The organism is Bradyrhizobium sp. AS23.2 (assembly GCF_001908185.1).
GTDB lineage: Bacteria > Pseudomonadota > Alphaproteobacteria > Rhizobiales > Xanthobacteraceae > Bradyrhizobium.
This window is the reverse complement of record NZ_LGHM01000077.1, coordinates 35,196-48,170: the sequence shown is the minus strand read 5'-3', so window position 1 is coordinate 48,170 and position 12,975 is coordinate 35,196. Positions and strand designations below refer to the sequence as shown.

Sequence of the window (12,975 nt, the reverse complement as noted above, 5' to 3'; positions counted from 1 at the left end):
CGCTCGCGAATGTCTTCCGAAAACGGTCGCGTCATCCATGCTGGCCTCCGTTCGCCAGCATGGAGTTTGAATCAGAAATTGCCCCATCTGGGAATCCAGATTCCGCTAAAAGACAACATGCTCTAGCTTGGGCGGACCGACAAACCAGCGCAGGCCGGCTCGACCGGGATTCCAAGCGCTGAAGCTCCTGGGATCGCAGCCCCATCTGACGCGCTGATCACCGGCCAGCTTTTGGCCGATCGGTAGCGCCTGAACGCAATCGCGGCCTGCGCTGTCTGCAACTCTGAAGCGGCCAAAATGGATCGGCGCATCCTTCGGATGCTGACTTCGAGCCTGTCCGCGGCATTTTCGCCGTATTTGCCCAAAGCCGCGGGCTTGCTTTCCTGTCGGGCATGCTTTCCGGTTGAAAAGCCTGCTAACGTTGACTACGCAGGAACTCCAGTGCCTCGCAGTCTTAGGAGCCCCGTGGCGTGCCTCAGGACAAGACCGGCGACCCCCGACAGTCGGCGGGCAACAAACTATCGGTCCTGCGCAAGCACCCGATCTTCGCGGATCTGGAGCCGGAGGCGCTCGATCAGCTCTGCCGTTACGCCAAACACACCACGGTGAAGCGCGGCGCGACGATCGCGGCCAAGGGCGATCCCGGCAACAACCTGTTCGCGGTGATCACGGGGACAGTGAAAATTTCCTCTTCGTCGCCCGATGGCCGCAACGCTATTCTCAATCTCATCGGTCCTGGAGAAATCTTTGGCGAGATCGCGGTTCTCGACGGTGCGCCCCGTTCGGCCGATGCGACCGCCAACACCAACTGCGAGCTCTACATCATCGATCGCCGGGACTTCCTGCCGTTCGTGAAGAGCCAGCCGGCGCTGGCAATGAAATTCATCGAGCTGCTCTGCGCACGCCTGCGCTGGACCAGCCAGCAGGTCGAGCAGGTGATCCTGCAGAATCTTCCGGGCCGGCTTGCGAGCGCGCTGCTCGGTCTCACCGAAGAACGCAAGCTCGATTCCGGCAGTGGCATGCTCGCCATCACGCAGCAGGAGATCAGCGAGATGGTGGGGATGACGCGCGAGAGCATCAACAAGCAATTGCGCGCCTGGGCCGGGCGCAACTGGGTCCGCCTCGAGCATGGCGCGATCGTCGTGCTGGATATCGACGCGCTGCGCGAACTCGCCGAGAGCGGCCTCGACGGCGAGTGAGGCTTCGCACCTAATTGTCGATGATGGCGACCGCGCGGGTCCAGCCCGCTGAGGCACGTTCGATCTTCACCGGAAAGCACGAGACCGTGAATCCGGTCGAGGGCAGATTGTCGAGATTATGCAGCTTCTCGAGGTGGCAATAGCCGATGTGCCGTCCCGCCTTGTGGCCTTCCCAGATCAGTCCGGCATTTTTTGTTTCAGCATATTTCTTTGCGGTGTAGACGAACGGCGCATCCCAGCTCCAGCCGTCGGTGCCGGTCAGGCGCACGCCGCGTTCGAGCAGGTACATGGTGGCCTCGTAGCCCATGCCGCAGCCTGAATTGACGTAGTCGGCCTGGCCGAATTTGGCGCCGGCGCTGGTGTTCACGACCACGATCTCCAGCGGCGACAGCGTATGCCCGATGCGTTTCAACTCCTTCTCGACGTCGGCGGCGGTGGCCACGTAGCCGTCGGGCAGATGCCGGAAATCGAGCTTCACGCCGGGCTGAAAACACCATTCCAGCGGCACCTCGTCGATGGTCCATGATCGCTCGCCGCGATTCATGGTCGGATGGAAATGCCAGGGCGCGTCGAGATGCGTGCCGTTGTGAGTCGACAGCGAGACCTGTTCGACGGCCCAGCCCTGGCCGTCCGGCAAGTCCTGCGCCTTGAGCCCGTCGAAGAATTGCAGCATGCGCGGCAGGCCCTGCTGGTGATCGATATACTGGATCGTCGGGTGGTTGCCCGGCGGATCGGCCGTCACGTCGTTTCTGAGCGGCACGGAGATGTCGATCAGCTTCCGCGGCATGGGCATTCCCTCGAGATGGTCCCTTGTTTCTGACATCTTGAAGGACCTCCATTGGCGACGTCAAGCGACGCGCTGGTGACGTCGAGTGACGCGCTGGCAACGCCGGGCCAGCCCGCGGTGGTGAGTAGCGGCAGATCGATCAATGCAACTCCTGCATTGATCGATGCCGGAATTGGCTTGGACTCAGAATGCCGCCCGCCCTAGGGACGAGATTGGTGACATCGCGCTGACGCAGCGCGTTCGCACAAGGATGGGGCGACCGTCTCGTCCGAGCCTCCAAGCCGCAGCCAATAGCGGTCGAGCATGAAACGAGAGGAACGTCCATGGATACGACGAGCATCGTCACCTCGCATCCAGCCTTGGCCGACTGGGGTTGCCGCCCGGGCACGGCATCGACCTCCGTTCTGTCATCAAGCAGCCAAATCCGCTCGACTCCGTCGCACAATCCTACCAAGGTGGTGCGGTTGTAGCACTTGACTTCACACCTGAAGTGGAGTGGAGCGACCCAAGGCGGCCGGCGGCACCTGCCCAACGACAACATAATTAACTCAGGAGGAAAGCCCAGATGAAGACACTAACCGGTATCATTGCAGCCGCTGTGCTGGCGGTCTCAGCGCCCTTGGCGACTGCGCGCGATTTCCGCTCCGCCGACATCCATCCCGCCGATTATCCAACCGTCGAGGCCGTCAAGTTCATGGGCAAACAGCTCGCGACGGCGAGCGGCGGCAAGCTTGGCGTGAAGGTGTTTCCCAATGGAGCCCTGGGCTCCGAGAAGGACACCATCGAGCAACTCAAGATCGGCGCACTCGACATGATGCGGATCAACGCATCGCCGTTGAACAACTTCGTGCCGGAAACCATAGCGTTGTGCCTGCCCTTCGTCTTCCGGGACACGCAGCACATGCGCACGGTCCTCGACGGGCCGATCGGCGATGAGATCCTGGCGGCGATGGAGCCCGCAGGATTGATCGGCCTTGCCTATTACGACAGCGGCGCCCGGTCCATCTACACCGTCAAGGCACCGGTCAAGTCGCTCGCGGATCTCAAGGGCTTGAAGATTCGCGTCCAGCAGTCCGACCTGTGGGTCGGCATGATCGAGAGCCTCGGAGCCAACCCGACGCCGATGCCGTATGGCGAGGTCTACACCGCTCTCAAGACCGGTCTGGTGGACGCTGCCGAGAACAACTGGCCCTCCTACGAGTCGTCGCGCCATTTCGAGGCGGCCAAGTTCTACAACGTCACCGAGCACTCCCTGGCGCCCGAAGTTCTCGTGATGTCCAAGAAGGTCTGGGACACGCTGAGCAAGGAGGATCAGGTGATGATCCGCAAGGCGGCCAAGGAGTCCGTGCCCGTCATGCGCAAGCTCTGGGACGAACGTGAGCAGGCTTCCCGCAAGACCGTCGAGGCGGCCGGCGTTCAGGTGATCACGATCGCCAACAAGCAGGAATTCGTCGATGCGATGAAGCCGGTCTACACGAAGTTCGCTGGTGACGAAAAGCTGCAGAGCCTCGTCAAGCGTATCCAGGACACGAAGTAAAACATCGCGGCGTCGGGTCCGGCGTCGCCGACCGGCGGCACCGGGCCCTCGCAGGGAGACCCGGATGTCAGACCCACACGTCGCAAGCCACGAGCCGGAGGCCGCAGCGTCACGCCCGTCTACCGGCTTGCTGTCGCGGATCAATGCCGTCGTCGCTCGTTGGGGCATGTATCTGTCCGTGAGCGGCCTGCTCGTCATCGTCACCATCGTGTTCTACCAGGTGTTCGGACGTTACGTGCTCAATTCCAGCCCGACCTGGACTGAGAACCTTGCGCTGGTTCTGATCCTGTATGTCACGTTGATCGGCGCCGCCGTCGGCGTGCGGGATGCCGGACACATCGGCATGGACAGTCTGCTGGTGATGCTTCCGGATCGCTTGCGAGAGAAAATCGAGCTTGTGATCCACATCCTGGTGGCCGCGTTCGGCATTGCGATGGTCTACAACGGCTGGATACTCGGGGCGTCGGTCGGAACCGTGAAGATCCCCAATCTCGGCCTGCCTGAGGTCGTCCGCTACATTCCGCTGATCGCCTCCGGCGTCCTGATCGTCTCCTTTTCAATCGAGCACATCATTGCTCTCCTGCGCGGCGAAGAGGTCGTCCCGTCATGGAATTGATCATTCTCGGCGCCTCCTTCTTCGGCTTCCTGATCCTCGGCGTACCGGTCGCCTTCGCGATCGGACTCTCGGCGATCTGCACCATCCTCTACGAAGGCCTGCCGGTTGCCGTCATCTTCCAGCAGATGATGTCGGGGATGAACATCTTCTCCTTTCTTGCCATACCGTTCTTCGTCTTCAGCGGTGAGCTGATGCTCCATGGCGGCGTCGCCGACAAGATCGTGCAGCTCGCCAAGAACCTCGTTGGACACATCCGCGGCGGGCTCGGCATGTCGAACGTGGTCGCTTGCACGCTGTTCGGCGGCGTATCCGGCTCGCCGGTGGCCGACGTGTCGGCGATGGGAGCGGTGATGATCCCGATGATGAAAAAGGAGGGTTTCGACACCGACTACGCCGTCAACGTCACCACCCACGCCTCGCTGGTGGGAGCGCTGATGCCGACCAGCCACAACATGATCATCTATGCACTTGCGCGCGGCGCAAGGTATCGATCGGCGCGTTGATCGCCGCCGGCATCTTGCCGGCGCTCGTGCTGATGGTGTGCATGCTGGTTGCCGCTTACGCGGTCGCGGTGAAGCGAGGTTATCCGGCCGGCAAATTCCCGGGCTGGGCCGAGGTGTTCCGCTCGTTCGCGGCTGCGCTACCCGGCCTTCTGATCGTCGGCATCATCCTGGCGGGCATCCTGTCCGGTGTCTTCACTGCAACTGAATCTGCCGCCGTCGCGGTCACCTACACGATCCTGCTGACGTTCTTCATCTATCGTACCATGACCTTGACGAACTTCCTGCGGGCCGCTGCGAAGGCCGTGAAGACGACGGGCGTGGTGCTGCTGCTGATCGGCGTCTCCACCATGTTCCAGTATCTGATGGGGCTCTACGAGGTGGCCGACCTCGCCGGCGACATGATGAGCAAGGTCTCCACGCAACCCTGGGCCATCTTCCTGCTCATCAACGTCATCCTGTTCCTGCTCGGCACGTTCATGGACATGGCTGCGACCATCCTCATCTGCACCCCGATCTTCTTGCCGATAGCGATGAAGGCGGGCATGGACCCGGTACAGTTCGGCATGCTGATGCTGATCAACTGCGCGCTGGGGCTGAACACCCCGCCGGTCGGAACGACCCAGTTCGTGGGCTGCGCCATCGGCGGCATCTCGGTGGGCGCGGTGATGCGCACCATCCTGCCGTTCTACGCCGCCCTGATCGCAGCGCTCATGTTCGTGACCTACGTCCCCGCTTTCTCGCTTTGGCTGCCGCGCCTGCTGATGGGCTACAAGGGATAGCTGCCGTGCATACGCCGGCACTTGGCCGGCGAAGCGGCCTTGCGATACTTTGCGTCGCAGCAACAGGGAGAATCTGTCCGTGACCGACTATCGCAAGCTCTTCGATCTCACCGGCAAGACGGCCGTGGTGCTCGGCGCCGCCTCGGGTATCGGCAGGTCGTCGGCCGAGGCGCTGGCCGGGCTCGGTGCTCGCGTCGTCTGCGCCGATCGTGCGCTTGACGCAGCAGAAGCGACTGCCGCCGGCATTCGTGACAAGGGCGGCTGGGCCGAGGCCGCTGCGTGCGACGCCGCGAGCGCTGCCGACGTCAATGCGCTCGCCAAAACCGTGATGCAGAAGTTCCCGCGGCTCGACATCGCCGTGACCACGCCCGGGCTCAATATCCGCAAGACCATCCTCGATTACACCGAGGAGGATCTCGACCGCGTCATCACGCTCAACGTCAAGGGCACGGTCTGGTTCTTCCAGGCCTTCGGCCGCATCATGGTGGAGCAGAAGGGCGGCAGCATCATCGCCTGTTCGTCGGTGCGCGCCGTCACCATCGAGCCGGGCCTTGCCGTCTACGGATCGACCAAGGCCGCCATCGGCCTTCTCGTGAAGGGCTTTGCCTCGGAGGTCGGCCGTTCCGGCGTGCGCGTCAATGCGATCGCCCCGAGCATCGCCGAGACCGCGCTGACCGGCCCGTTCAAGCAGCGCCCCGACATCTATAATCTCTACGCGGGCCACACCGTGTTCAACCGCTGGAGCAGCGCCGACGAGGTCGCAACCGCCGTGGCCTATCTCGCCTCGGACGCCGCGAGCTACGTCAGCGGCAGCACGCTGTTCGTCGACGGCGGCTGGACGGCGGTCGACGGGCCGCCGACCGGCCTCACTCAATTGCACAAATAGGGCGGCCATCCGCATCTAGCCGGCAAACCCCACGCGCTGGCGCAGATCTCTGTGATCTGCGCCGGTCAGCAGCGCGATCAGCTCGGCCGCCTCTTTCGGATGTGCGGCTCGCGTGGTCACGCCGGCCGTGTACATCGTCACGAGCTCGGATCCCGGCGGCAGCGATCCTGATAGCGCGATGCCGTCGGTCGCGATGATCTCGGTGGCCTGGGTGCACCCGATCGGCCTCGTGGCGGTGGACGCCGCAAGCTCCCGCATTGCGGTCGCGCCATTCGGGAAGATCTTCAGGCGCGAGGCGACCTCATAGGCAATCCCGAGCTGGTCCAGCACCTTGGCGACGTGTTGTCCCGCGGTCGAGGCCTTGGTGTCCGGGACATAGATCGCGTCGGCGCCGCGCAGCACCTCGCGCAAGTCGGCTTCGGTCTTCACCGTCACCCTGGGATCGCGGCAGCGGACCGCCAGCGCGGTCTCGACCCGGCCGACATCGGCGATCGAGGAGGGGATCACGAGCTTCTCCTCGGCGAGCTTTGCAAGGAGCGCCTGGGTCAGGATGACGAGATCGGCCGGCGTGCTTGCACGCAGCTTGTCGGCCATGATGCCGACCGCGCCGAACTCGCCGTCGATGCCGAAGCCGGTCTTTGCCTTGAAAGCGTCGCTGAGGCCACGCACCAGGCCTTGCGCCGCGCCGCCGCTCAGAATGTTCACTGTCGTCACGATGCAAGCTCCATGGCTGCGATGATCTTGTCGCGCGTGATCGGCAGGTCGCGCACGCGCACGCCGAGGCAATCGAAGACCGCATTCGCGATCGCCGCCGTCACCGGACCGTGAGCAGCTTCGCCGGCCCCGACCGGCTCGATCTCTGGCCGCTGGATGATCTCGACATCCACCGCCGGCACGTCGCTGAAGGTGAGGATCGGATAGTCCGTCCAGGAGGTCGAAGTGATGCGAGCCCGGTCGAAGCGGACGCGCTCCTTCAGCACCCAACTCGTTGCCTGGATCGCGCCGCCCTCGATCTGGTTGACCACGCCGTCCGGATTGATGGCCTCGCCGACGTCGACGGCAAGCGTCAGCCGCTTCACGCGGATATCATCGGCGCCTTCGACCTCGGCAATCGCGGCGCAATAGGCGCCCGTGTTCTTGTAGCGGGCGAAGCCGACGCCGTGGCCGATGCCGGATCGCTTCTGTGGTTTCCACTGCGCGCGTCGCGCCGCGGCCCGGATGACGTCCTTCGCTCTATCGTCATGCAGATGCCGCAGGCGGAACTCGATCGGATCTTCGCCGCGCAGGGCGGCGATCTCGTCGAGCAGGGATTCGATGGCGAACACGTTGCCTTGCGCACCCAGGGTCCGCAGCGCCGACGTGCGCACCGGCATGGTCAGCAGCCGATGGCTCGTGATCGTCCAGGCCAGAAAGTCATAGAGCGGAACGGAATTGCGGTCGCCGCCGCCGCCATTGGCAGCCGGCGGATTGGACGAGATCATGCGCGGGTACCGATTTGCCATCTCGGTCGCAGCAAGCAGCGCGGGCTGCGCGGCGCGCCCCGGCCGCGCTGCGTGGCCATTGCTCCAGATCGCATGGCGCCAGCCGACGATCTCATTGTCCGCATCGAGGTCGGCCTCGATCTCGATGGCCATCGCTGCACCGAACGGCGCATGGGACATCTCGTCGTGGCGCGACCACTGGACCCGGACCGGACGTCCGGTGGCTGCTTTCGCCAGCAGCACGGCATCGAGCGCGACGTCATCGGCCGCATTGTGTCCGTAGCAGCCGGCCCCCTCCATGTGCTCGACAATGATGCTCTCGGCCGGCAGCTTGAGCACGATCGCGAGATCGGCGCGCAGCAGGTAGACGCCCTGGCTGTGCGTCCAGACATGGACACGATCGTCGTCCCATTGCGCCATGGCGCAGGATGGTGCGATCGAGGCATGCGCGATGTATGGACGCGTATATTGCCGGCGGAGGGTTTGAGCGTGCCCGTGCGTCTGCGGCGCCGTCCTGGTGTTGATGATGGTCGTTTCGACCAGCTGGCTCTTCAGGAAACCGGCAAGGTCATCTTCATTGGGCAGCGGCTCGCCGCCCGACCATGCCGCGCCCTTGCGTAAGGCTTTCAGCGCGGCTTCCGCCGCCGCCTCGCTGTCGGCGACCACGCCGCCAAAGCCGCCGTCGCGCACGATCGCGACGAGGCCGGGGACGGCGCGCGCAGCCGCCTCATTGAGCGCGATCAATCTGGCGCCCGAGACATCCGGCCGCAGCACGCGTCCGTGCAAGAGGTCCGGCAGCGTGCGGTCGTGGATGAAACGCGGGCGCGCGAACACCTTGTCCGGAATATCGATGCGCTGCACCGAATGTCCGGCGATGGCGCGCCTGGCGGCGATCTTCGCTGTCGCGCCTGCCGTGGCGTCGTGGTCGAGCGAGACCTCGCCGATCAGCTCCCAATAGCTGGTTCTGACATTACCCGGTCCCGAGATCGTGCCGTCACCGACGTCGAGCTGCGATGCATCGACGCCAAGGCGTTCCGATGCTGCGGCCAGGAATAGCTGGCGCACCTCGGCGCAGACGTGTCGGAGCGCGCGGCCGGATTGCTGGACCGAAAGGCTGCCCGAGGTGACGCCCTCGTTCGGGCTCGTCGCCGTCGAGGCGCGGATCATCTCGATCCGGCCGATCTCGACGTCGAGCTCGTCCGCGGCGATCTGGGCCAGCGCCGTGACGATGCCCTGGCCAATCTCGACCTTGCCGGGCGAGATCGCGACGTGGTCTTCGTCGGTGAACCGTACCCAGGACGACAGCTTTGGATTGGCTGCCAGGCTGGCCGGCAGTTTCGGGGCAGGGGCCGTCGTCATGGTGCGACCATCTCCGAGGCCGCCCGCAGCACGGCGCGAACCATGCGGTTATGCGATCCGCAGCGACATAGATTGCGATCGAGCGCCGCTCTGACCTCAGCCTCCGTAGGCGACGGATTGCGCTTCAGCAGCGCCGCCGCGCTGATCAGGATTCCCGAGACGCAATAGCCGCATTGCATCGCCTGCTCGGAGATGAAGGCACGTTGCAGCGCGTGTGGCTGCTCCGCCGTGCCCAGGCCCTCCACCGTGACGATGTCCTTGCCGGCGACCGACCACATCGGCATGTCGCAGGAGGCCACCACGCGGTCGCCGACCATGACGTAGCAGGCGCCGCACTCTCCGGCGCCGCAGCCAAAATGCGGGCTGGTGACGCCGAGCCGGCCGCGCAGCACCTCGAGCAGCATCTGATCGGGATCGGCATCCACGGCGGCCGCGGCGCCATTGAGCTGGAATTGAATGGTGGGCATGATCTGTCTGCTGACTCAGGACTTGTCGAACTTCTTGACGACGTCGGCCCATTTTTCGATGTCGCCGCGCAGGAACTTGTCGAACTCCTCCGGTGTCATCGACATGGGTACGGCGCCTTGTTCGGTCCAGAGCTTGACGATGTCGGGCCGCTTCACCATCGCGTTCACGGCGGCGTTGAGCTTGTCGATGATCGGCTTCGGCGTGCCGGCCGGTGCCATCAGTCCCAGCCAGATCGTTGCCTCATAGCCTGCTACGCCTGCCTCGATCGCGGTCGGAACGTTCGGCAGCGCCGCGGATCGTTGCTTGCCGGTGGTCGCGAGCGCGCGGACCTGGTTCTCGCCGATATTCGGCGCCATCGCCGGCACCGCGTCGATCATCATCTGCACCTGCCCGCCGATCACGCCGCTGCGCGCCTCGCCGCTGTTGCGGTAGGGAACGTGCATGATGTCGATTCCGGCCATGGCTTTGAACAGCTCGCCGGCCATGTGATAGGGCGTGCCCTGGCCGGAGGAGGCGTAGTTCAGCTTGCCCGGCTGCGCCCTGGCGAGCGCGATAAACTCTTGCAGCGTCTTTGCCGAGACCTCAGGGTTCACCACGATGACGAGATCGGAATAGTTCACCGGCGCGATCGGCGCGAGGTCGCGCATCAGCTCGTATTTGCGCTGCGCCGGGGTCAGCAGCGACTCGTTCGCTGTCTGGGTGTTGGACATCATCAACAGCGTGTAGCCGTCGGCGGGCGACTTCGCCGCTTCGACCGTGCCGATGACACCGCCAGCGCCGGTGCGGTTCTCGATCACGAAGGGCTGGCCAAAGCTCTCCTGGAGCACGTTGCCAATCAGCCGGGCCGCGACGTCAGCCGGCCCGCCAGCCCCGAAAGGAACCACGATCCGGACCGAATGAGCAGGATAATCTTGAGCAAATGCGGGGGCAGCAGAGAATGCAGCAAGCAGTCCGCCCGCCAATGCCAGCACGAATCTTCGGGCTGTCATGCCCGCCTCCCTGGTCTCGTTCTTGTTGGCCGGCACTGTAGCGGCAGGTGAAGCGGACTGTCGACGCCTCACAAAGCCTAGCGGGCAGGGAATATCGGGTGGCTTTCGGTGTGACCGCGCCGCATTTCGCGCTTGCGGCAGGAACCGGCGGCGCGTGCGGTTTGAGCAAATCGCATGGGCATTGCCGGATAAATACGCTCGGCGGGCTGGTATTTTGGTGTTACGAATTTGTCCATGAACCAGCACGCCAAGATCGAAATCCGCCATTCGACCTGTCCGCACGATTGCCCGTCGGCCTGCGCGCTCGATATCGAGGTGGTCGAAGGCCGCAGCATCGGTCGCGTCCGCGGTTCGAAAAAGCAGACCTACACGGCGGGGGTGGTCTGCGCCAAGGTCGCCCGTTATGCAGAGCGCATCCATCATCCTGAAAGGGTGACATTTCCGATGCGTCGCATCGGGCCGAAGGGTTCCGGGCAGTTCGCGCGTATCTCTTGGGACGAGGCGCTGGACGAGATCGGGCATCGCTTCAATCAGGCCGAGCGCGAGTTCGGCGCGGAATCGATCTGGCCCTATTACTACGCCGGCACGATGGGGCTGGTGATGCGCGACGGCCTCAACCGCCTCACGCATGTGAAGAAATATTCGCGCTTCTATTCGACGATCTGTTCCAATGTCGCGCGCATCGGGTTTGCGATCGGCACCGGCAAGATCGCCGGCGTCGACCCGCGCGAGATGGCGCTGTCCGACCTCGTGGTGATCTGGGGTACCAATCCCGTCAACACCCAGGTCAACGTAATGACGCACGCCTCGCGGGCGCGGAAGGAGCGCGGCGCGAAGATCGCGGCGGTCGACATCTACGACAACGAGACCATGAAGCAGGCTGACATCAAGATCATCCTGCGGCCGGGCACCGACGGCGCCTTCGCCTGCGGCGTCATGCACGTCTTGTTCCGCGACGGCTATGCCGACCGCGCCTACATGGACAAATACACCGATTGCCCTGATGAGCTCGAGGCGCATCTGAAGACGCGCACTCCGGAATGGGCCTCCGCGATTTGCGGCGTGCCGGTGGCGGAGATCGAGGCCTTTGCCAAAGCGGTCGGCGGGACCAAGCGGACCTTCCTCCGCCTCGGTTACGGCTTCACCCGCTCGCGCAACGGCGCGACGCAGATGCATGCGGCGCTTTGCATTCCAGCGGTGACGGGAGCTTGGCAGTACGAAGGTGGCGGCGCCTTCTTCAACAATTACGCGCTGTGGCATTTCAACGAATCCGTCATCGAAGGTCACGACGCAATCGACAAGACGACACGCGCGCTCGATCAGTCGAAGATCGGCCGCATCCTCACCGGCGACGCCGAAGCCCTGCACGGCAAGGGGCCGGTCAAGGCGATGCTGATCCAGAACACCAATCCGATGACGGTGGCGCCGGAGCAGGCGAGGGTAGCCCAGGGTTTCGCGCGCGAGGATCTGTTCGTCGTGGTGCACGAGCAGTTCATGACCGAGACGGCGCAGATGGCCGACATCGTGCTGCCGGCGACCATGTTCATGGAGCATGACGATCTCTATTACGGCGGCGGCCATCAGCACATCTCGGTCGGGCCGAAGCTGATCGACCCGCCCGGCGAATGCCGCTCCAACCACGAGGTCTTGCAGGCACTGGCGCCGCGGCTTGGCGCACAGCATCAGGGCTTCGAGATGTCGCCGCGCGAATTGATCGACGCGACGCTGAAGCTCAGCGGTCACGGCGATATTGCGGGCCTCGAAGCCGACATCTGGCGCGACCTGCAGCCGGACTTCCGCACGTCGCATTATCTCGACGGCTTTGCCCATGCCGACGGGAAATTCCACTTTAGGGCGGACTGGGCCCATCCGCCGTTCGGCCTGACGATGGGTGATGTCGACAAGATGCCGTCGCTGCCGGACCATTGGGCGGTGATCGAGCACACTGACCAGGCCCATCCGTTCCGGCTCGCGACCAGCCCCTCGCGCAGCTTCCTCAACACCACCTTCAACGAGACGCCGTCCTCGCAGGCCCGCGAGGGCAAGGCGAGCGTGATGATCCATCCGCTGGACGCGGCTGCGCTCGACATCGCCGATGGCGATGCGGTGACGCTCGGCAACACCCGCGGCGAGACCACGCTGATTGCAACGCTGTTCGAGGGCGTGCGGCGCGGCGTGCTGATCGCGGAGTCCGTGCACCCGAACAAGAATCATATCGGCGGCCGCGGCATCAACATGTTGACGGGAGCCGAAGCCGTCGCGCCGATCGGCGGAGCCGCGTTCCACGACAACAAGGTCTGGATCAGGAAAGCCGTTGCGGCCTGAGGCGCGGTGCGCTTCGATCGCCTCCGAATTTGTGTCGAGGCGCTAA

At 64.2% G+C, this 12,975-nt stretch carries 10 protein-coding genes and 1 pseudogene; 6 read left to right on the top strand and 5 right to left on the bottom strand.

The genetic code is table 11. From position 1 onward, the window contains the following. Positions 1-470 precede the first annotated feature (470 nt). The gene (locus AC630_RS17310) at positions 471-1,199 is read left to right on the top strand and encodes a Crp/Fnr family transcriptional regulator (protein WP_074119705.1); all 729 of its coding nucleotides are present in this window, start codon (positions 471-473) and stop codon (positions 1,197-1,199) included. Between the two features lie 10 nt (positions 1,200-1,209). Here AC630_RS17310 and AC630_RS17305 read toward each other — a convergent pair whose 3' ends face one another. Next, positions 1,210-1,986, bottom strand: a complete 777-nt coding sequence (locus tag AC630_RS17305) for a cyclase family protein (protein ID WP_074119704.1) — start codon at positions 1,984-1,986, stop codon at positions 1,210-1,212. Between the two features lie 565 nt (positions 1,987-2,551). Here AC630_RS17305 and AC630_RS17300 point away from each other — a divergent pair. From AC630_RS17300 to AC630_RS17285, 4 genes and pseudogenes are all read left to right on the top strand, one after another. Continuing rightward, positions 2,552-3,523: a TRAP transporter substrate-binding protein gene (locus tag AC630_RS17300; RefSeq protein ID WP_074119703.1), complete on the top strand. Its 972-nt coding sequence runs from the start codon at positions 2,552-2,554 to the stop codon at positions 3,521-3,523. Positions 3,524-3,587: 64 nt separating this feature from the next. Then, positions 3,588-4,139 carry a TRAP transporter small permease gene (locus AC630_RS17295; RefSeq protein WP_074119702.1) on the top strand — a complete coding sequence of 184 codons (552 nt, stop codon included), beginning with the start codon at positions 3,588-3,590 and terminating at the stop codon, positions 4,137-4,139. Continuing rightward, positions 4,130-5,421 (top strand): annotated as a pseudogene (locus tag AC630_RS17290) (TRAP transporter large permease). Before AC630_RS17295 ends, AC630_RS17290 begins: the two are co-directional and overlap by 10 nt. Before the next feature lie 79 nt (positions 5,422-5,500). Then, positions 5,501-6,307, top strand: coding sequence for an SDR family NAD(P)-dependent oxidoreductase (locus AC630_RS17285; RefSeq protein WP_074119701.1), 807 nt, complete (start codon positions 5,501-5,503; stop codon positions 6,305-6,307). Positions 6,308-6,322: 15 nt separating this feature from the next. Here AC630_RS17285 and AC630_RS17280 read toward each other — a convergent pair whose 3' ends face one another. Genes AC630_RS17280 through AC630_RS17265 form a run of 4 tightly spaced genes read right to left on the bottom strand, consistent with a single transcriptional unit; the run spans position 6,323 to position 10,604 of the window. Next, the gene (locus tag AC630_RS17280) at positions 6,323-7,021 is read right to left on the bottom strand and encodes a molybdate ABC transporter substrate-binding protein (RefSeq protein ID WP_074119700.1); all 699 of its coding nucleotides are present in this window, start codon (positions 7,019-7,021) and stop codon (positions 6,323-6,325) included. Further along, a complete protein-coding gene (locus AC630_RS17275) occupies positions 7,018-9,147 on the bottom strand; it encodes a xanthine dehydrogenase family protein molybdopterin-binding subunit (protein WP_074119699.1) in 2,130 nt (709 codons plus the stop codon). The genes AC630_RS17280 and AC630_RS17275 overlap by 4 nt, the downstream gene beginning before the upstream one ends. After that, complete coding sequence (locus tag AC630_RS17270; protein WP_074119698.1) at positions 9,144-9,614, bottom strand: (2Fe-2S)-binding protein; 471 nt, start codon at positions 9,612-9,614, stop codon at positions 9,144-9,146. The genes AC630_RS17275 and AC630_RS17270 overlap by 4 nt, the downstream gene beginning before the upstream one ends. Before the next feature lie 15 nt (positions 9,615-9,629). Further along, positions 9,630-10,604 carry a tripartite tricarboxylate transporter substrate binding protein gene (locus AC630_RS17265; protein WP_074119710.1) on the bottom strand — a complete coding sequence of 325 codons (975 nt, stop codon included), beginning with the start codon at positions 10,602-10,604 and terminating at the stop codon, positions 9,630-9,632. Positions 10,605-10,838: 234 nt separating this feature from the next. Between AC630_RS17265 and AC630_RS17260 the strand changes: the two genes are divergently transcribed. Beyond that, positions 10,839-12,929, top strand: a complete 2,091-nt coding sequence (locus AC630_RS17260) for a molybdopterin oxidoreductase family protein (RefSeq protein WP_074119697.1) — start codon at positions 10,839-10,841, stop codon at positions 12,927-12,929. Positions 12,930-12,975 lie beyond the last annotated feature (46 nt).

Coding starts and splice junctions, on each gene's coding strand:
- AC630_RS17305 (WP_074119704.1), bottom strand. CDS start 1,986: ATGCCGCGGAAGCTGATCGACATCTCCGTGCCGCTCAGAAACGACGTG.
- AC630_RS17300 (WP_074119703.1), top strand. CDS start 2,552: ATGAAGACACTAACCGGTATCATTGCAGCCGCTGTGCTGGCGGTCTCA.
- AC630_RS17295 (WP_074119702.1), top strand. CDS start 3,588: ATGTCAGACCCACACGTCGCAAGCCACGAGCCGGAGGCCGCAGCGTCA.
- AC630_RS17275 (WP_074119699.1), bottom strand. CDS start 9,147: ATGACGACGGCCCCTGCCCCGAAACTGCCGGCCAGCCTGGCAGCCAAT.
- AC630_RS17270 (WP_074119698.1), bottom strand. CDS start 9,614: ATGCCCACCATTCAATTCCAGCTCAATGGCGCCGCGGCCGCCGTGGAT.
- AC630_RS17265 (WP_074119710.1), bottom strand. CDS start 10,604: ATGACAGCCCGAAGATTCGTGCTGGCATTGGCGGGCGGACTGCTTGCT.
- AC630_RS17260 (WP_074119697.1), top strand. CDS start 10,839: ATGAACCAGCACGCCAAGATCGAAATCCGCCATTCGACCTGTCCGCAC.